The following is a 19225-nucleotide window of genomic DNA, read 5'->3' on the forward strand; positions in this document are numbered from 1 at the left end:
GCCGGGTTGCGGCCGGGAGCGTCCGTGGATCAGGAGGGGACGACCAGCGACAGCCGGCCCTTGCCGTAGCCGGGGACCTCGACGGCGAGGTCGAGCCGGTTGAAGGCGGCGAGCATGCCGGCGACGTCGCCCGGCAGGTCGTCGCCCGGCGCGTACAGCCGGTAGAGCTTCGAGTGCGGGGCACCGGGCACGTTGAACAGCGCCGAGAGGACGTTGACGACCTCGTGCAGGGCCTCGGTGAGCATCGCGGTGAGCTCGCCGTCCTCCTCGACGACGTCCTGGACGCCGCCGGGGGGCAGCAGCGCCAGCGCGCCGCCGGTCCAGGCCGACAGCGGCAGGTCCATGACGCACAGCGCGTTGACGGCCATCGTCGGGCTGACGTAGACCGCCACCGAGACGGGGTCCTTCTCGGTCGGCGTCACCGGGGCGCCCGGCGTCACCGCGACGGGCTTGCCGACGAGGCCGGACAGCATGTCCTTGACGGCCTTGGCGTCGGGCAGGACGACGGTCAGCGGCGCGGTCACGCGAGCACCCCGTCGAGGTGCTCGGTGAAGGTGTCCGCGGTGAACGGCTTGGCGATGAGGAACAGCGCGCCGGCGTCGGCGGCCTTCTCCCGCATCTCCGGCGAGCCCTCCGAGGTGACGAAGCCGAACGGGACGGTGGAGCCCGAGCCGCGCAGCGCCTGCAGGCACTCCAGGCCGGTCATGTTGGGCATGTTCCAGTCCGACAGCACCAGGTCCGGGCTCTCGCTCCGCACCTTGTCGTAGGCGTCGCGGCCGTCCTCGGCCTCGACGATGTCGTGGTCGTCGTAACCGGCCTGCCGCAGGGTGCGGATGACGATCTGCCGCATGACGCGGCTGTCGTCGGCGACCAGGATCTTCACAGGGGCACCTCGTTCTCTTCCTCGGCGTGCGACTGCACGGAGACGGTCAGCGGCTCGCCGCGCCACAGGACGGCGACGCGGCAGGTGTCGGCCTCGCGGCCGGCGGGCGGGGTGGTGCCGGTCTCGGGCAGGCCGAGCACCGACGGGCCGGGGAGGACGGCCTTGACGTTCCCGCCGACGACGTTGGCGAGCTCGCCCAGCGCGTCGTCGACGTCCTCGTCCTCGAGCACCGCGGGGGCGTGCTCGCGGAGCAGGGCCCGGGTCAGCTCCAGCGCCGTCCCGCGACCGCAGGTGAGCACGACGGCGCCGGTCCACGGCCCGACGACCTCGACCCAGGCGCTCAGCGTGTCCGCGGGCAGCGGCGCCGGCAGCGGGACGAGCACCTCGTCCTCGCCGACGAGCGCGAGCCACGCCTGCTCGGTGATCTGCTGGACCGTGGCCTCGTCGACCAGGTCGGCCACGGCGGGCGGTCGGTCGGACGCGCGGCGGCGCAGCCCGGTGTCCGGACGGGTCACGTGCCTCTCCTCGCTGGCGCTCGTCGGGCTCGCGCCCAGGGGTGCTGTGTTCCTTGGTGACCTCGCGAGCTCGGTCACAGCGGGACCTCCTGCGGGAGGAGGCCGAGCAGCGCGAGCTTGTCGCGGATGGCGTCGGCGGTGAACGGCTTGATGACGTACTCATGGGCGCCGGCGGCCAGGGCGCGCACGATCTGGCCGTGCTCGCTCTCGGAGGTGACCATCACCAGCGTCACCGCGCGCCAGGCCGGGTTGGCGCGGACGGCGTTGACGAACTGCAGGCCGTCCATCACCGGCATGTTCCAGTCGATCGTGCACAGGTCGGGCACCCAGCCCTCGTGGAGGACGTCGAGTGCCTCCTGGCCGTGGCCGGCCTGCCGGGTCTCGTAGCCGAACCCCTCGAGGATGCCGGTCACGATGCGCCGCATGGCGCGGGAGTCGTCGATCACCAGAGCGCGCACGGTCAGGCCCCCTTCAGCGGGCGGTAGGCGGAGCTGCGGCCGAGCACGACGCGGCTCCAGGAGTCGTCGACGCCGAGGGTGGTCTCGGCGGCACCGAGGAACAGCCAGCCGTCGGGGCGCATGAGCTCCCGCACCCGGCGGAGGATCGCCTGCTTGGTGGGCAGGTCGAAGTAGATGAGGACGTTGCGCAGGTAGACGACGTCGAACGGGCCCATCCGCGGCAGCGGGGCGGCCAGGTTGCACTCGCGGGCGGTGACCATGCGGCGGAGGCCCGGGGCGACCTCCCACTCGCTGCCGGCCCGCTGGAAGTGGCGGACCAGCATCGGCGCGGGCAGGCCGCGGTTGACCTCGAGCTGGCTGAACCGGCCCGCCCGGGTGCGCTCGACCATCTCGCGGGAGATGTCCGTGGCGGTGATCGAGACCCGCGTCGAGGCGTTGGGCAGCGCGTCCTCGAGCAGCATCGCCACCGTGTAGGGCTCCTGACCGCTGGAGCAGGCCGCCGACCAGATCTGCAGCCGCTCGGCGGGGCCGCGGGCGGACAGCAACGAGGGCAGCACGGTCGAGGTGAGCGCGGTGAACGGGTCGCCGTCGCGGAACCACGAGGTCTCGTTGGTGGTCAGCGCCTCGACGATCGAGCGGGTGTCGTCCGGCCGCGGGCGGCTACGGACCGAGTCGACGAACGCGTCGACGTCGGTCATGCCCATCTTGCGGGCCAGGGGCAGCAGCCGGGCCTCGACGAGGTACTCCTTGCCCGGCGCGAGGACGATCGCGCTCTCCCGGTGCACCAGCTGGCGCACCCAGTCGAAGCGGGTCGCGGTGAGGGTCATCGTGGTGCTCCCGTCGCGTGGATCAGGGGGGCGGGCTGCGGCGGGATGCCGGGGGCGGCGCGGCCGAGGTGGCGGGTGATCGCCTCGGCGACGCGGTCGAGCGGGAGGACCTCGTCGGCGAGGCCGGCGGAGGCGACGGCGCCGGGCATGCCCCACACGACCGAGGTGGCCTGGTCCTGGACGACGACGGTGCCGCCGGCGTCGCGGACGGCGCTCGCCCCGCTGCGGCCGTCGGAGCCCATGCCGGTCAGCACCACGGCGAGGACGGCGCCGTCGTAGGCGGTCACCGCCGAGCGGAACAGCGGGTCGACGGCGGGGCGGCAGAAGTTCTCCGGCGGGCCCTGCGACAGCACCGTCGTCGCGCCGCGGCCGGTGCCGCGCACGGTGAGGTGGTGGTCGCCGGGGGCCAGGTGGACGGTGCCCGGCAGCAGCGGCGAGCCGTCGGAGGCCTCGACGACGCGCAGCGCGGAGAGGCGGTCCAGCCGCTGGGCGAACTGGCGGGTGAAGACCGGCGGCATGTGCTGCACGAGCAGGACCGGCACCGGGAGGGTGGCCGGCAGCGCGGGGAGGACCCGGGCCAGCGCCTCGGGGCCGCCGGTGGAGGAGCCGATGACCAGCACCGCGGGGGCCTTGTGCGGCGTGCTGCGCGGGGCCGGGGGGCGGGCGGCGACCGGCGCGGCGGCGGTGCGGGGCGCGCCGAGGCCGACCGGGCGCCCGGTGAGGGCCTTGATCTTCGGGATGAGCTGCTCGCGGACGCTCTCCATCGACTGCGCGACGCTGCCGACGTTGGCCGGCTTGGTCACGTAGTCGTTGGCGCCGGCGGACAGGGCGTCCAGGGTCGCCGAGGCGCCGCGCTCGGTGAGCGTGCTGAACATGACGATCGGGACGCGGTTGCGGCGCGCGCGGACGGCGCGGACCGCCTCGATGCCGTTCATCTCCGGCATCTCGATGTCCATCGTGACCAGGTCGGGCTTGAGCGTGTCGAGCTTGGCCAGCGCGAGCTTGCCGTTGACCGCCGTGCCGACGACCTCGATGGCCGGGTCGGAGGACAGCACGTCGGTCACGATCTTGCGGACGACGACCGAGTCGTCGACCACCAGCACGCGGATCGGGTCCACACGTCCTCCTGCTCCGGCGGCGACGGCCGGCGGGGCCGTCGTCGGGGTCTCGGCAGCGCGGCGGGGGGCCTCAAGGTCAGTCCCGGTGCTGTTCCGGAACGTCCTCGGGCGCACCACCCGCATCGCCTGTCCCAGGAGTTGTCGGCCGCCCCACCCGTGGTGTTGACCGGTCCGGCGCAACCGTTACGGGGGATGCGGTGACCACGGGGACCGCGGGTACATGTCGACCCGCTCGCGCGGTGACCCCCCGGAGGTGCACCGCACTGACCTGCGGTGACGCGGGCCGATCACCGGATGCGTGCACGTCGGAGGCCCGGGATGCGTCTCGTTGCCGCTCGTCCCGGCGCGCCCGCGCGTGTCGGCGGCAACGACCCGATGATCGACGGGGAGGCACCCGTGGCGGACGCGGGCGGGCGCCCGCGTGAGGTCAGCGGCCGGCGGCGCGGTGCCAGGGCGCGAGCAGCACGCCCAGGGCGCTCGAGTCGAGCAGGTCGCCCATCGTGAGCGCCTGGACGACGCCGGCGAGGGCGTTCCACGAGCCCGTGGCGCCGTCGTGGGCGTCGAGGCCGCCGTCGGCGAACGCGCGGACGGCGAGCAGCTGGGCGGCGGCGAGGGTCCGGGTGCGGCCGGAGACGTGCGCAGCCCACGCGGCCTCGTGCATGGCGGCCGCCCACGGGCGCTGGGTGGCGCGGCCCTCGTCGACGGCGGCCCGCCAGCGCTCACGGCCGCGGGCGTCCAGGCCGGCGAACGTGGCCAGCAGCGAGTCCAGCTCGGGCGTGGCGGGGCCGAGGTCGGCGTCGGCGCCACGGGTGGCGGCGTCCGGGACGACGGCGTCGAAGGGCGCCACCAGCTCGCGGCGCACCAGGCGCGGCAGCACGTCGGCGGCCCACTCCCCCACCGCGGCGTCGGCGAGGACCTCGGCGGCCTGCTCGCGGACGTCGTCGTCGGCCTGGGCGAAGGCGCCGTGCTCGGGGCCGAGGACGTCCTCGCGCAGCAGCCGCTCCAGCGCCGCGGCGTTGCCGATGGTGCCGCGCTCGAGCTGGGCGACCAGGACGGCGGCGCGGTCCTCCCCCGGCTCCGGCGACACCGTCCGCAGCTGGGGCACCGCGGCGGCGAGCTCGCGGGCGCGGCGGGCGCGCACGGCGAGGACGGTGCGCTGGTCGTGGTCGGCGCCACGGGAGCGGGCGCCGGCGGCCAGCGCGGTGAGCTCGGCGGGGCCGGCGGTGAGCCCGGTGAGCAGCACGCCGGCGACGGCGCGGCCGGCGGGCAGCCGCACCAGGTCGAACCCGAGCGTCGCGGCACTGACCAGCGAGTACGGCACGTCTCCCCCTCCGACGGCACCGCCGTGGAGCAGGCGGTCCGCCCATGCTCGCGGTGATCACCCCGTGACGCCACGCGGCCGTCACCCGATCGCCGGAGGGGCACGGGGGAACGGCCGCGTGTCGGGGGCTGTCGAGCGACGTGACGATCACGCCGGGTGACCGCCCGCCGCCTGCGCGCACCCGCCGGAGGCCCGGGGTCCCGGGACGGCGCGAGCCCTACCCGGGGACGGGCACCGTGCCCATACTGGCCCCGCCATGCAGGCCGATGCCCCCACTCCAGGAGGACGGCGACCGGACGGGCGGGCCGGCTCGGCGGACGCCGGCGGCTCGGACCTCGTCGAGGCCGCCGTGGGCATGCTGCTCGCCGGTGCCCCGGTCGGCTACGCGGTGCTCGACACCGAGCTGCGCTACGTGCGGATCAACCAGACGCTGGCCGCCGTCAACGGCGTGCCGGTGGCCGAGCACCTGGGCCGGTCGGTGGCCGAGGTGCTCCCCGACGTGGCCCCGGAGGTCGAGCCCCTGCTGCGCCGGGTGCTGTCCACCGGGGAGCCGATCACCGACCTGGAACTGGACAGCGGACCGACCCCGGGCCAGCCCGGTCGCCGCCGCCACTGGCGGGTCAGCTACTACCCGGTGCGGGCGACACCGGGGGCGGGGCCGCCCGAGGGTCTGGGCCTGGTCGTGACCGACGAGACCGGCCGGCACGAGGGGCAGGAGGAGCGCCGCCGGCTGCTGGAGGCAGAACGGACGGCGGCGGCCCGGGTGCGGCACGCGCTGCAACGGCAGGAGCGGCTGCACCGGCTGACGTCGGCCCTGGCGCGCGCGACCACGGTGCGCGACGTGGCCGCCACGATGGTGGACCTCGCGCCCGGGATCCTGGGGGCCAGCGCCGCCACCCTCAACGAGTACGAGCCGGGCACCGGGCTGTCCGTCCTCGCCGTGAGCGGCCTGCCGCCCGAGGTGGCCCGACCGGGCCAGGTGATCCCGGCCCCCCTCCCGCCGCTGGTGCGCGACGTCCTCCGGGGGGACGGCCCGGTGCTGGTGGCCAGCACCGCCGAGCGCGACCGGCGGTACCCCGACATGGCGGGCTCGGGGGTGCGACAGCAGGCCTGGGCCAACCTGGCGCTGTGCAGTCACGGCCGGCCGGCCGGGATCGTGGCGTTCGGCTGGGACGACCCCCGCACCTTCGCCGACGAGGACGTGGAGCTGCTCACCGCGCTGGCCGACCAGTGCGCCACCGCGATGGACCGCGCCCGCCTCTACCGGGCCGAGCAGGACGCCCGGCGGCGCGCCGAGGCGGCGCAGCAGCGGCTGGACCTGCTGGCCCGGGCCGGCTACGCGCTCAGCCGCTCCCTCGACGAGTCGGCCGTGCTCGACGAGCTGGCCGCCCTGCTGGTGCCCGACCACGCCGACTGGCTGGTCGTGCTGCTCGCCGGCCGGCCGGGACAGCTGGTGCCCCGCTGTTCGGTGCACGCCGACCCCCGGGTCCACGCGGCCGCGCAGGAGCTGCTGGCGGCGCGGCCGCTGCGCGTCGACGGACACAGCGCGGCCGCGCGGGTCTTCCGCACCCAGCGGCCCCTCGTGGTGGAGGACGCGCTGCCCTACCTGACCGAGGACGGCGGCCCGCCCGAGGTGGCCCGGTTCGCCCGGCTCCTCGGCCCCGGCCCGGGCCTGCTCACCCCGTTGGTGGTCCGCGGCCGGAGCACCGGCGTGCTGTCGCTGGTCGGCGCCTCCGCCGGCGGCAGGCCGCTCACCGACCAGCAGGAGCTCGTCGGCGACCTCGCCTCACGCGTGGCGGTCGCGCTGGACAACGCCCACCTCTACGGCCGGCAGACCCGGATCGCCCGCCGCCTGCAGGACGGCCTCCTGCCGGCCCGCCTGCCCGAGGTCCCCGGCGTGGAGCTGGCCACCCGCTACGCCACGGCGGATGAGTCGGTCGAGGTCGGCGGCGACTTCTACGACGTCGTCCCGCTCGACGGCGGCGCGTTCGTGCTCGCGATCGGCGACGTCTGCGGGCGCGGGATCGACGCCGCGAGCACCACCGGGCTGGCCCGGCACACCCTGCGGGCCATCGCGCGGGACCTGCCCCCGGCGGCCGCGCTGGTGCGGCTCAACGAGGCCCTGCTCGCGGAGACCGCCCCGGACCGGTTCCTCACCGCCGCCTGCGCCCGGATCACCCCGCACCCCGACGGCACCGCAGCCGTGCAGCTCGCCCGCGCCGGCCACGAGCCCCCGGTGCTGGTGCGGGCCGACGGGAGCGCCACGCTGCTGGCCCCGGCGGGGCAGCTCCTCGGCGTCCTCCCCGAGGTGATCGTGGAGACCCGGGAGCTCGTCCTCGGGCCCGGCGACGCCCTCGTGATGTACACCGACGGCATCACCGAGACCCGGGGACGCGACGGCCTGTTCGGCGAGGAACGGCTCGTCGCGGCCCTCGCCGGGCCGCCCGGCCCGCGGCCGGCCGCCGTCCCTCCGCGCACCGCCGACGACCTCGCCGACCTCGTCCTGGCCGCCACCGACCGGTTCCGCGCCGGCCCGGCCGACGACGACGCCGCCCTGCTCGTCGCCCGCCTGCGCCCCCGGTGACGGGGCGCGAAGGGGTCAGGCGCCGACGGCCTTCTGCACGTCGAGAGCGAGCAGGAGCTTCCCGTCGAGCTTGTAGGCGCCGCGGATGAGCTCGCGGGCCTGCCCGTCGAGGGTGTCCGGCGGGGCCTCGAAGTCGGCGGCGTCGACGTCGACGACGTCGGCGATCGAGTCGACCAGCAGGCTCACCGCCTCGCCGTGCAGCCGCACCACGATGACGACGGCGTCGGTGCCGGCCGGCCGCGGCGGGCGGCCCAGCCGCTCGCGCAGCTCGATGGCGGTGACCACCTGACCGCGCAGGTTGATCAGCCCGGCGACGGCCGGCGGCGCCAGCGGCACCCGGGTCAGCTTCTGGCTGCGCAGCACCTCCTGCACGTGCTCGACCTCGACGCCGTACAGGTCGCCGTCGAGCCGGAAGGTGGCCAGCTGCCCGCTGGTGGCGCGGGTGGTGGTCTCGGTCGCGGTCGTCACGTCAGACCTCCAGCAGAGCGGACGCAGGGGAGTGGTCGGTGGTCGTGTAGAAGGCCGGGTCGGCCGCGAGGATGGCGGCGCGGACGTCGAGCAGCTCGGTCACCTTGTCGCCGAGGACGGCGGAGCCGAGCAGGCCCAGGTCGTCGATGTCGCTGCGGACGGCCGCTCCGCCGTCGACGATGTCGAGGATCTCCTCGACGACGATCGCGACGCTGCGGCCGTGGTCGCTGTAGACGATGACCTCGAGCACCTCGCGCTCGGCGGTGCCGTAGGCGCCCAGGTGCCGGTCGAGCCGGACGATCGGCAGGATCGCGCCGCGGTACTGCACGACCTCCCGGTTGCCGACCCGCTCGACGGCCTCGGCCCGCACCTGCTCCAGGCGGGTGACGGTGTCCAGCGGGATCGCCACGCGGCGGCCCTCGCCGATCGCGGCCAGCAGCATCCGCTGGCGCTCGGTCTCGCCGCCACCGGTGCCGGCCGCGGCGGCCTCGCGGGCCTCCTGCCGCTCGCCGCTCTCGGTGCGCAGCGCGCGGCGGGCCAGGGCCTGGACGTCGAGGATGAGCGCCACGGCGCCGTCGCCGAGGACGGTCGCGCCGGAGTAGAGGCCGATCGCCTTGAGCTGGCCGCCGACGGCCTTGACGACGATCTCCTCGGTGTTGATCACCCGGTCGACGACGAGGCCGAAGCGCCGGCCCTCCGACCGCAGCACCGCGATGACGACGTGGCCGTCGTGGCGGTCGGAGGCCAGGCCGAGGACGTCGGTGAGCCGCACGAGGGGGAGCAGCTCGCCGCGCAGCCGGTAGACCGGCGCGCCGCCGACCTCCTCGACGGCGTTGGCGGCCTTCTCGGCGTCGAGGCTGACCAGCTCCTGCAGGCTGATCTGCGGGATGGCGTAGCGGTCGCCGGCGCACTCGACGGTGAGCGCGGGGACGATCGCCAGGGTCAGCGGGATGCGCAGCCGGCAGACGGTGCCGCGGCCGGGCTCGGACTCGACCTCGATCGTGCCGCCGATGGCCTCGATGTTGGTCTTGACGACGTCCATGCCGACGCCGCGGCCGGAGACGTTGGTGACCGCGGCCGCCGTGGAGAACCCGGGCAGGAAGATCAGCTGCAGGACGTCCTGCGGGCCCATCCGGTTGAGCTGGTCGGCGGAGACCAGCCCCCGCTCGAGCGCCTTGGCGCCGATCCTGCCCGGGTCGATGCCGGCGCCGTCGTCGGCGACCTCGACGACGACCTGCCCGCTCTCGTGCCTCGCGCGCAGGGTGAGCACGCCCTCGGCGGGCTTGCCCGCGGCACGGCGGCGGTCGGGGGCCTCGATGCCGTGGTCGACGGAGTTGCGGACCAGGTGGGTCAGCGGGTCCTTGACCGCCTCGAGCAGCGTCTTGTCCAGCTCGGTGTCCCGGCCCTCCATCTCCAGGCGGACGTTCTTGCCGCACTGGATGCCGAGGTCACGGACGACGCGCGGCAGCTTGGACCAGATGTGGTCGATCGGCTGCATGCGCGTCTTCATGACGCCCTCCTGCAGCTCGCTGGCGATGAGGTTGAGCCGCTGCGAGGCGCGCACCAGGTCGGTGTCGGTGGAGCGGCCCACGTACTGGACGATCTGGTTGCGGGTCAGCACCAGCTCGCCGACCAGCAGCATCAGGGAGTCGAGCAGGTCGACGTCGACGCGGATGGTCGAGTCGGCGACGGCGCGGCGCTGCTGCGCGGCCTGACCCTCGGGGCGGGCGGCGCCGGCCGGCAGGCCGCCGTCGGCGTGGTCGTCGTGCGCCTCATCGGGGTGCTCGTCGTGCACCTCGTCGAGCAGGGGAGCGGGCTCGGGCTCGGGCGCCGTCCCGGCGGCGGCCTCGACCACGGCCTCGGCGGCCGCGACGACCTCGGCGGCGACCTCGGCCGGCGCCTCGGCAGACGCGGGGGAGTCCTCCATGGCGGCGCTGATCTCGGCGACGACGGCGGAGACGTCCACGCCGCCCTCGCCGCCGGTGGCCTCGATGGAGGCGAGCAGCGAGCGCACGGTGTCGACCATCCGCAGCAGCACGCTGGTGCGCTCGGGAGTCAGGGCGAGGACGCCGTCCCGCAGCCGGGAGAGCATGTTCTCCCCGACGTGGGTGACCTCCTCGAGCCGGCCGAAGGCGAGGAAGCCGCTGGTGCCCTTGATCGTGTGGATGGTGCGGAAGATGCTCGAGAGCCGCTCGCGCGAGTCGGGCTCCTGCTCGAGGGCGACCAGGTCCGTGTCGAGCTGGTCGAGGTTCTCGTGGCTCTCGACGAGGAACTCCTCGACGATGTCGTCCAGACCGTCCACCGTTGCCTTCTCTCTCGCGTACGGGAACGGATCCGTCCCCGGATGGTCTTCGGCGGCCCGCCGTCGGACTCAAGGTGAGCCCCGGGCGGCCGCGGGGTGCTCGGGCGCCTCCCGCGGCCGGCCCCAGGGGCCGGCCGCGGGAGTGCGGTTCAGTAGGTGAAGCGGGCGACGCTGGTGCGCAGGTCGGTGGCCATCCGGGACAGCTCGTCGACGGCGGTGCGGGTCTGGGTCAGCGCCTGGGTGGTGGAGTCGGCCGCGGTCGACACCCCGGAGATGTTGTCGGCGATCTGACCGGAGCCCTGCGCGGCCTCGGACACCGACCGGCTCATCTCGTTGGTGGTGGCGGTCTGCTCCTCCACCGCGGAGGCGATGGTGGTCTGCCGGTCGGAGATCTGCGCGACGATCTGGCTGATCTCGCCGATGGCCGCCACCGCGGCGGTGGTGTCGCCCTGGATGGCCTGCACCCGGCGGGCGATGTCCTCGGTCGCCTTGGCCGTCTCCTGGGCCAGCTCCTTGACCTCGTTGGCCACCACCGCGAAGCCCTTGCCCGCCTCGCCGGCCCGGGCGGCCTCGATCGTGGCATTGAGCGCCAGCAGGTTGGTCTGCTCCGCGATCGAGGTGATCACCTTGACCACGTTGCCGATCTCGGCCGAGGAGTCGCCCAGCTTCGCCACCGTCGCCGTCGTCGTCTCCGCGGCCGTCACCGCCCGGGCTGCGACGGCGCTGGCCTCGGCGGCGTTGGTGGCGATCTCCCGGATCGAGGCGCCCATCTGCTCCGCGCCGGCCGCGACGGTCTGCACGTTCCGGCTGACCTCCTCGGCCGCGCCGGCGACCACGCCGGACTGGGCCGAGGTCTCCTCCGCCGAGGCCGAGATCTGCGCCGAGGACGCCGACAGCTCCTCGCTGGAGGCGGCCACGGCGTCGGCCGAGGCGGCCACGGAGGCCATCACCGAGCGCAGGCTCTCCTGGGCCTCGCCGAGGGCGGCGGCCATCCGGCCGAGCTCGTCCCGACCGCGCACCTCGGGGGTGACGGTGAGGTCGCCGGCGGCCAGGGCCTCGACCGAGTGCTGCACCGAGCGGACGGTGCCCACGAGCCGCCGGACGACGAGCACGGTCAGCCCGCCGGCGACCAGCGTGCCCAGGGCCAGGGAGACCCAGAGGGTGGTGGTGGCCGAGGAGACGATGCCCACGGCGTCGTCGGTGTCGGCCTGGCCGGCGCCGACCCGGCGCTCCTGCATGGCGTTGTACTGGTCCATGAGGACGTCGGAGCGGTCCTGCAGCGGGCCGGTGATGACGGCGGCCGCCGCGGCGAGGTTCCCGGCGTCGGCCGCGGGCAGCAGCTGGGTGTCGGCGATCGTGTAGTAGTCCTCGACGGTGCCGCGGAACTCCTCGAAGGCCTCCTTGTTGACCGTCACCTCGGCGTAGGCGTCGAGCTGGCCGTCGATGGTCTCGCGGCGCTCGGTCAGGTCGGCCCGCAGGGCGGCGCGCTGCTGCGCGTCCGCGATGGGGTACGTGTTGTACCGCGACCGGTCGCCCTGCCAGGAGCGCTGGATGTTCGCCAGGTCGGACAGCCGGACGACGTTGTCGTTGATCCGGGCGGCCGCGTCCTGGACCGCCGACAGCCGGTTGACGGCGAGGACGGTCATCGCGACGGCGACCAGCGCGAGGACGGCGACGGCGGCGCCGATCTTGACGCCGACGGGGCGGTCGGCGAACCAGCCGCCGGTGCGGCCGGCGCGTTGCGTGCTCATGGGGACTGCTCCTGGTTTCTCGGGGTGGCCGGGGTGGTGAAGCGGGCGCTCTCGGGGTAGGAGAGTGACGGATCGGAAAAGGAACTGGGGTCGTCCGGAAATGGCGTGTCGGTAACGATCCGAGCACGGCCGTAATGCGTGGCCAGAGGCAACGCCGGGACCATTCCCGGCACCAAGTCGACAAGCAGCGCGCACCCGCCGACCGGCGCATATGCCCATGTCGACAAGGGCATCCGCCGAGGTGGCCGGCCCTCGGAGCGGCAGGAATGGCCATTTCTGCCGCTCGGGGCGGGGGTGGACGAGCGCGCCCGGAGCCATTGTCGCGGAAATGGCTCCCGGGGAGGACCGTGATCACCGGCCACCGGGACGGACGACCATTCCCGGCGGCCGGATCACCCAGGTCAGTGCGTGAAGCGGCCGACGCTCGTCCGGAGCTCGGTGGCCATCCGGGACAGCTCGTCGACGGCGGTGCGGGTCTGGGTCAGCGCCTGGGTGGTGGAGTCGGCCGCGGTCGACACCCCGGAGATGTTGTCCGCGATCTGACCGGAGCCCTGCGCGGCCTCGGACACCGACCGGCTCATCTCGTTGGTGGTGGCGGTCTGCTCCTCCACCGCGGAGGCGATGGTGGTCTGCCGGTCGGAGATCTGCGCGACGATCTGGCTGATCTCGCCGATGGCCGCCACCGCGGCGGTGGTGTCGCCCTGGATGGCCTGCACCCGGCGGGCGATGTCCTCGGTCGCCTTGGCCGTCTCCTGGGCCAGCTCCTTGACCTCGTTGGCCACCACCGCGAAGCCCTTGCCCGCCTCGCCGGCCCGGGCGGCCTCGATCGTGGCATTGAGCGCCAGCAGGTTGGTCTGCTCCGCGATCGAGGTGATCACCTTGACCACGTTGCCGATCTCGGCCGAGGAGTCGCCCAGCTTCGCCACCGTCGCCGTCGTCGTCTCCGCGGCCGTCACCGCCCGGGCTGCGACGGCGCTGGCCTCGGCGGCGTTGGTGGCGATCTCCCGGATCGACGCCCCCATCTGCTCCGCGCCCGCGGCGACCGTCTGCACCGACCGCGACACCTCCTCCGCGGCCGCCGCGACCACGCCGGACTGGGCCGAGGTCTCCTCCGCCGAGGCCGAGATCTGCGCCGAGGACGCCGACAGCTGCTCGCTGGAAGCCGCGACCGCGTCCGCCGAGGCGGCGACGGCGTCGAGCACCTCGCGCAGGTTCTCCTGGGCGCGGTCGAGCGCGTCGGCCATCCGGCCGACCTCGTCGCGGGACCGGATGCCGGTGGTGCGGGTCAGGTCGCCCTCCGCCAGCGCCTCGAGGGAGGCCTGCACCGTGCGCACCGGCCGGATCACCGAGCGGGCGGTCAGCCAGCTGAGCAGGACCAGCAGCAGGAAGCCCAGCCCGGCGACGACGAACGAGACCGTCTCGAAGCGGGTGACGGTGTCCTGCAGTTCCTCCTGGGCGGCTCCCGCCTCGGTCTCCAGCGTGTCCTTCGCGGTGCCGACGGCGGCGTCGGTGAGGTCGTTGGCGGCCTGGATGTCCTCCCACCGCACGCGCGCGCCGGCCTGGTCGGCCACGGCGCCGTCCACGAAGGCGGTGATCGCGTCGGTGTACTCGCCGTAGGTGTCCTCCAGCGCGGCGACCGCGGTGGCGCTGTCGCCGGTCAGCTCGATCCCGCCGAGCTCGGCGAGCAGCTCCCGCGGGGTGGCGACATCGTCGGCGAGCTCGGCCAGCTGCTCGGCCGGGTCCTCGCGGACGATCGCCTTGAACCCGTCCACCTTGAGCTCGCTGGCCCGGGTGTCGAGCTGGAGCACCAGCTGCCGCGCCTCGTGCAGCGCGGCCGAGCGGTGCTCGGCGTCGCGGACGGCGGCGTTGCCGAGCACCGTCGCGCCGAGCAGCCCCCCGAGCGACAGCGTGCCGACGGCGACCAGCGCGCCGAACTTGACGGACAGCGGGCGGTCGGCGAACCAGCCGGCGCGCGGGCGGGGTGCGGCGTTCACGAGAGCCTCCTGGGCTTCCTGTGCACGCTGCGACGGGTGTGACGGGCGTGCAGCAGGAATGGTGGCGGCGGCCGCTGCCCGCGCCCCGGAACGGGAAACACCCCGGGACGGATCGTTGCGGAGGAGGCGGTGACCGCCCGCCGCGCCGTCGCCGAGTCGACGGCGCCCGGCGGTGACCGGCCGCGCCCGCGGGCGTCCGCGCAGGGCGGAGCCGGGGGAGGGGCGCCGTGTCGACCCGTCGCGGGCGGTGACCGCTCGGCCGGGCGGCGGTCGTCCCCGGCCGGGGCGCGACGCGCCGCGGCGGGGGTCAGGCGAGCAGGTCGCCGAGCAGCCGGAGGACGGCGAGGGCGGCGGCCGGGTCGGCCACGCGCCGGGTCGCGGCCGTCTCACCCTCGCCGACCTTGATCCCGAGGTCGTCCGGGCCGAGGGAGCGGAAGACGTCCTCGTCGGTGCGGTCGTCCCCGAGGTAGACGACCGCGGCGGCGCCGAGCTCAGTGCGCAGCCGGCGCACGGCGCTGCCCTTGTCGGCATCCACGAGGACGAGCTCGAGCACCGCCTTGCCCGGCTTCTTCGTCAGTGACGGATCCGCGACCGCATCAGCGGACGCGAGCAGCGCGGTGGCCGCGGCCGGGTCGGTCACCTGCCGGACGTGGACGGCGACGCTGGCGGGCTTGACCTCCAGCCGCGCACCGGGGACGGCGGCCACCAGCGGCGCGAGCTGCCCGGCGAGGGCGTCCCGGCGGCCGGCCAGCTCGCCGGTGAGCGGGCCGTCGTACTCGGCGCCGTGGCTGCCCACCCAGCGGTAGGGGCCGGTGAGGCCGCTGACCGTGCGCAGGTCCTCGAGCCCGCGGCCGCTGACCAGCGCCACGGTCACGCCGTCGGCGGCGGCGATCCGGGCGAGGGCCTCGGCGGTGCCGGGGGAGGGGACCGCCGCGCTCGGGTCGCCGACCAGCGGGGCCAGCACGCCGTCGTAGTCGGAGGCGACCAGCAGGGGACGGCGGGCGGCGACCGCCGCCAGCGCGGCCGCCGTGCCGTCCGGGACGCTCACGCCTGGGCGCGCAGGGCGTCGAAGAAGGACGACGCCCAGTGGTCGAGGTCGTGCTTGGCCAGGTACCGGCGCATGGCGCGCATCCGGCGGGCGCCCTCGGCGGGCTCGATACGCAGCGCGCGCAGCAGCTGGTTCTTCACGCCGGCGATGTCGTGCGGGTTGACCAGGAACGCCTGCTTGAGCTCGGCGGCGGCGCCGGCGAACTCGGACAGGACGAGCGTGCCGCCGAGGTCGCCGCGGGCGGCCACGTACTCCTTGGCCACCAGGTTCATGCCGTCGCGGTAGGGCGTCACGAGCATGACGTCGGCGGCGCGGTAGAGGGCGGCGAGCTCCTCGCGGGGCATCGACTGGTTGAAGTAGTGCACCGCCGGGCCGCCGATGGAGCCGAAGACGCCGTTGATGTGACCGACCTGCTGCTCGATGGTCTCCCGCATGTGCACGTAGTGCTCGACCCGCTCGCGGCTGGGCGTCGCCACCTGGACCATGACCGTCCCGGGCGCCTCGACCGCGCCGTCCTCGAGCAGCTCCTGGAAGGCGTTGAGCCGGACGCTGATGCCCTTGGTGTAGTCCAGCCGGTCGACACCCAGGATGATCTTGTCCGGCTCGCCGAGCTCCGCGCGGATCTCCGCGGCCCGCTTGACCACCTCCGGCGAGGAGGCCAGCTCGTCGAAGGCGGCGACGTCGATGGAGATCGGGAACGCCCGTGCGGTCACCGTGCGCCCGTCGTACTCGACCGTCGCGCCGCGGGTGGGCAGCTCGTGCAGCCGGCGGGCCAGCTGGACGAAGTTGACCGCGGCGCTCGGCCGCTGGAAGCCGACCAGGTCCGCGCCCAGCAGCCCCTCGACGATCGCCGACCGCCACGGCAGCTGGGTGAACAGCTCGTAGGGCGGGAACGGGATGTGCAGGAAGAAGCCGATCGTGAGGTCGGGCCGGCGCTGCCGCAGCATCGCGGGCACCAGCTGCAGCTGGTAGTCGTGCACCCAGACGATCGCGTCCTCGGCGGCCACCTCCGCGGTCCGCTCGGCGAAGCGCTTGTTGACCTGCACGTAGGTGTCCCACCAGGTGCGGTGGTACTCCGGCTTCTCGACCACGTCGTGGTACAGCGGCCACAGCGAGGCGTTGGACATGCCCTCGTAGTAGCGGTCGACCTCCTCCTCCGAGAGCTCGACGGGGATCAGCGACATCCCGCCGGACTCGAAGGGCTCGGGCGCCTCGCCGGCCGAGCCGGACCAGCCCACCCACGCGCCGCCGCGGCCGGCGACGAAGGGCTCGAGCGCGGTCACCAGGCCGCCGGGGCTGCGCTGCCAGCGCGTCGTCCCGTCGGGGTCGGTCACCTGGTCGACGGGCAGCCGGTTGGCCACCACGACGACGGGACTGTCCGCCCCCACGTCTCCCGCGCCTGTCCTGGCCATACGCCGTCGACCCTACTGAGACGCCGCGGCCGCGTCACCCGCAGGGCCGGTCAGCGCACCAGCAGGTACCCGGCGGCCGCGGCCGCGAGGCCGAGCACCAGCGTGGCCGCGAGGTACCCGGCCGCCCGGCCGACGGCGCGCTCCTCGACCAGCCGGACGACGTCAGCGCCGAAGCTGGAGAAGGTGGTCAGCGTCCCGCAGAAGCCCGTGCCGACCAGCGCGACCACCGCCGCGGACGCGTGGCCGAGGCCCAGCAGCACGCCGAGCACGGCCGAGCCCGCGACGTTGACCGCCAGCGTGCCGACCGCGGGGTCCCGGCCCGCCCGCCCCGCGAGGCGCACGGCCAGCAGCCGCAGCGGCGCGCCGGCCAGCGCGCCGGCCGCGACCAGCAGTGGCGTCACGGCGTCCGCCGCCGCACCGCGACCAGGCCCGCGGCCGTGGCGAGCACCCCGCCGAGGACCGAGGCGAGCACGTAGGCCGCGGCGAGCAGGACCCGGCCGGCGTCGGTCAGCAGGGCGACCTCGACGGCGAACGCGGAGTAGGTCGTGTAGCCGCCGAGCACGCCGACGGCGAGGAGGGGCCGCACCCACGGCGGCTCCGGCCCCGTGGTGAGCAGGCCGAGGAGGACGCCCATCAGCAGGCAGCCGGTGAGGTTGACCAGCAGCGTCGCCCAGGGCCACCCGGCGGCGGGGGAGGGGAGCGCCTCGGCGACGCCCCACCGCGCCAGCGCCCCCAGCGCCCCGCCGACCGCCGCCAGGGAGTACGCCGCCGGCGCTCTCACCGGCGGCGGGTCTCGGGGAACAGCAGGTCGACGAAGCGGGCCGCGGTCGGCTGCGGCTCGTGGTTGGCCAGTCCCGGGCGTTCGTTGGCCTCGACGAACACCGCGTCGGGGCCCTCGACGTCGGGCACGAGGAAGTCGACGCCGGTCACCGGGATGCCGATCGCCCGGCTGGCCCGCACCGCCGCCTGCGCGATCGCCGGGTGCAGCCGGGCGGTGACGTCCTCGATGGTGCCGCCGGTGTGCAGGTTCGCCGTCCGCCGCACGCGTAGCCGCTGCCCGTTGGCCAGGACGTCGTCCATCGCGTACCCGGCCGCCCGGACGACCTCGGTGGTGACGTCGTCGAGCGGGATCCGCGACTCCCCGCCGGTGGCCCGCTCCCGCCGCCGGCTGGTCTCGCGCACCAGCTGGGCCACGGTGCTGCGGCCGTCGCCGACGACCTCCGCGGGCTTGCGCACCGCCGCGGCGACGACCTCGTGGTCGATGACGACGACGCGCACGTCCTCGCCGTCGACCAGCTCCTCGACCAGCACGTCCGGGCAGAACAGCCGCGCGGCGTCGACGGCCCGGCCGAGCTCCTCCTCGCTCGTCACGCCCACGGTGATGCCCTTGCCCTGCTCGCCGCGGGCGGGCTTGACCACCAGCTCCCCGCGGTCGGCCAGCAGCTCGCGGGCGGGGCCGAGGTCGTCGCCGGGCACGGTCACGCCGCGGGGCACGCGCACCCCGGCGGCCTCGACGATGCGACGGGTGACCCGCTTGTCGTCGCAGCGGCTCATCGCGACGGCGGTGGTGAACTCCGACAGCGACTCGCGGGTCAGCACCCGGCGGCCGCCGAGGGACAGCTGCATCTCGCCGAACTCGGCGTCGGTCACCTGCACGCGGATCCCGCGCCGCAGCGCCTCGTCGGCGATGATCCGCGCGTAGGGGTTCAGCTCCACCAGCCCCGGTGGGCGGGCGGCGAACAGCGGCGTGTTGATCGGGTTCTTCCGCTTGACGCACACCGCGGGCGCGCGGACGAAGCCGAGCTTGCGGTAGAGCGCGATCGCGCCCTTGTTGTCGTGCATGACCGAGAGGTCGACGTAGGAGCGGCCGCGGCCGACGTACCGCTCGGCCAGCACCCGCACCAGCGCCTCGCCGGTGCCGGGCGGCGCGCTCTGCCCGTCGACGGCGAGGCACCACAGGCTGGTGCCGCCCTCCGGGTCGCCGAAGGCCAGCACGTGGTCGACGCCGGTGACCGTGCCGACGACCCGGTGGGTCCGGGTGTCCTCGGCGACGAGGTAGGTGAAGGCGCGGGTCCGGTGGTTGGCCCACATGGTCTCCGGGTCGCCGGTGACCATGCCGTTGCGGGCGTAGATCTCGTTGATCGCCACCATGTCCTCCAGCGAGGTCACGGTGCGGACGAAGACGCCGCGGATGAGCTCGGGCCGGGGCCGGTAGCGGTAGAGGTCCAGCCGGTAGGTGTAGCTGGGGTCGATGAACAGCTCGTCGGGCGCGAGGCCGACGAGGACGTGCGGGTCGCGCGCGTAGATGCAGATGTCGCGCTGCCCGCTCTCCTCGGCGCGCAGCGCGGCGAGGATGTCGCGCATCTCGGTGAAGGTCTGGCCGAAGACCAGGCGCCCCCACGCCAGGTCCAGCACGACGTCGGTGGCCATGCCCTCGAGCTGGTGCTCGGAGGGCCTCGTCCAGTTGCGTCCGGTGAGGTCGGGGGGGCCGGCCACCGCGGAGCGGCGGCGGTGCCCGGCGAGCCGGGGTGCCACGGTGCGCCT

17 protein-coding genes are annotated in these 19225 nt (G+C 75.1%); 1 reads left to right on the forward strand and 16 read right to left on the reverse strand.

All coding sequences use genetic code 11. The annotated features are described in order from the left end of the window. Positions 1 to 29: 29 nt before the first annotated feature. From ACI798_RS07705 to ACI798_RS07735, 7 genes are all read right to left on the reverse strand, one after another. Complete coding sequence (locus ACI798_RS07705; RefSeq protein ID WP_456942023.1) at positions 30 to 524, reverse strand: hypothetical protein; 495 nt, start codon at positions 522 to 524, stop codon at positions 30 to 32. Further along, the gene (locus tag ACI798_RS07710) at positions 521 to 883 is read right to left on the reverse strand and encodes a response regulator (RefSeq protein WP_456942022.1); all 363 of its coding nucleotides are present in this window, start codon (positions 881 to 883) and stop codon (positions 521 to 523) included. The genes ACI798_RS07705 and ACI798_RS07710 overlap by 4 nt, the downstream gene beginning before the upstream one ends. Next, positions 880 to 1398 (reverse strand): chemotaxis protein CheX, encoded by a 519-nt coding sequence (locus tag ACI798_RS07715; RefSeq protein WP_456942021.1) that lies wholly within the window; start codon positions 1396 to 1398, stop codon positions 880 to 882. Before ACI798_RS07715 ends, ACI798_RS07710 begins: the two co-directional genes overlap by 4 nt. 74 nt (positions 1399 to 1472) lie before the next feature. Continuing rightward, a complete protein-coding gene (locus ACI798_RS07720; protein WP_457047618.1) occupies positions 1473 to 1856 on the reverse strand; it encodes a response regulator in 384 nt (127 codons plus the stop codon). 2 nt (positions 1857 to 1858) lie between these two features. After that, positions 1859 to 2683 (reverse strand): CheR family methyltransferase, encoded by an 825-nt coding sequence (locus tag ACI798_RS07725; protein WP_456942019.1) that lies wholly within the window; start codon positions 2681 to 2683, stop codon positions 1859 to 1861. Then, entirely contained in the window at positions 2680 to 3801 is a 1122-nt protein-coding gene (locus ACI798_RS07730; protein WP_457047619.1) for a protein-glutamate methylesterase/protein-glutamine glutaminase, read from the reverse strand. Before ACI798_RS07730 ends, ACI798_RS07725 begins: the two co-directional genes overlap by 4 nt. A 427-nt stretch (positions 3802 to 4228) precedes the next feature. Beyond that, positions 4229 to 5122 (reverse strand): hypothetical protein, encoded by an 894-nt coding sequence (locus tag ACI798_RS07735; RefSeq protein WP_457047620.1) that lies wholly within the window; start codon positions 5120 to 5122, stop codon positions 4229 to 4231. 256 nt (positions 5123 to 5378) lie between these two features. Between ACI798_RS07735 and ACI798_RS07740 the strand changes: the two genes are divergently transcribed. Continuing rightward, positions 5379 to 7706 (forward strand): SpoIIE family protein phosphatase, encoded by a 2328-nt coding sequence (locus ACI798_RS07740; protein WP_457047621.1) that lies wholly within the window; start codon positions 5379 to 5381, stop codon positions 7704 to 7706. Positions 7707 to 7721: 15 nt separating this feature from the next. Here the strand turns inward: ACI798_RS07740 and ACI798_RS07745 are convergent, their stop codons facing one another. The 9 genes from ACI798_RS07745 to ngg all read right to left on the reverse strand — a co-directional run bounded on the left by ACI798_RS07745 (position 7722) and on the right by ngg (position 19216). Further along, complete coding sequence (locus ACI798_RS07745) at positions 7722 to 8174, reverse strand: chemotaxis protein CheW (protein WP_456942015.1); 453 nt, start codon at positions 8172 to 8174, stop codon at positions 7722 to 7724. Position 8175: 1 nt separating this feature from the next. Beyond that, positions 8176 to 10476, reverse strand: coding sequence for a chemotaxis protein CheA (locus ACI798_RS07750; protein ID WP_457047622.1), 2301 nt, complete (start codon positions 10474 to 10476; stop codon positions 8176 to 8178). Between the two features lie 149 nt (positions 10477 to 10625). Further along, positions 10626 to 12227: a methyl-accepting chemotaxis protein gene (locus tag ACI798_RS07755; protein WP_457047623.1), complete on the reverse strand. Its 1602-nt coding sequence runs from the start codon at positions 12225 to 12227 to the stop codon at positions 10626 to 10628. Positions 12228 to 12628: 401 nt separating this feature from the next. Further along, positions 12629 to 14221, reverse strand: a complete 1593-nt coding sequence (locus ACI798_RS07760) for a methyl-accepting chemotaxis protein (protein WP_457047624.1) — start codon at positions 14219 to 14221, stop codon at positions 12629 to 12631. A 307-nt stretch (positions 14222 to 14528) separates the two neighbouring features. Further along, the gene (otsB, locus tag ACI798_RS07765) at positions 14529 to 15269 is read right to left on the reverse strand and encodes a trehalose-phosphatase (RefSeq protein ID WP_457047625.1); all 741 of its coding nucleotides are present in this window, start codon (positions 15267 to 15269) and stop codon (positions 14529 to 14531) included. After that, on the reverse strand, positions 15266 to 16657 hold the full coding sequence (locus tag ACI798_RS07770) for an alpha,alpha-trehalose-phosphate synthase (UDP-forming) (protein WP_456942010.1): 1392 nt from the start codon (positions 16655 to 16657) through the stop codon (positions 15266 to 15268). The genes otsB and ACI798_RS07770 overlap by 4 nt, the downstream gene beginning before the upstream one ends. Before the next feature lie 74 nt (positions 16658 to 16731). Next, positions 16732 to 17082, reverse strand: a complete 351-nt coding sequence (locus ACI798_RS07775) for a fluoride efflux transporter FluC (RefSeq protein ID WP_457047626.1) — start codon at positions 17080 to 17082, stop codon at positions 16732 to 16734. Continuing rightward, on the reverse strand, positions 17079 to 17462 hold the full coding sequence (gene crcB / locus ACI798_RS07780; RefSeq protein WP_456942008.1) for a fluoride efflux transporter CrcB: 384 nt from the start codon (positions 17460 to 17462) through the stop codon (positions 17079 to 17081). Before crcB ends, ACI798_RS07775 begins: the two co-directional genes overlap by 4 nt. Beyond that, a complete protein-coding gene (ngg, locus tag ACI798_RS07785; protein ID WP_456942007.1) occupies positions 17459 to 19216 on the reverse strand; it encodes an N-acetylglutaminylglutamine synthetase in 1758 nt (585 codons plus the stop codon). The genes crcB and ngg overlap by 4 nt, the downstream gene beginning before the upstream one ends. Positions 19217 to 19225 lie beyond the last annotated feature (9 nt).

The sequence above is a fragment of the Geodermatophilus sp. SYSU D01045 genome (assembly GCF_054050295.1).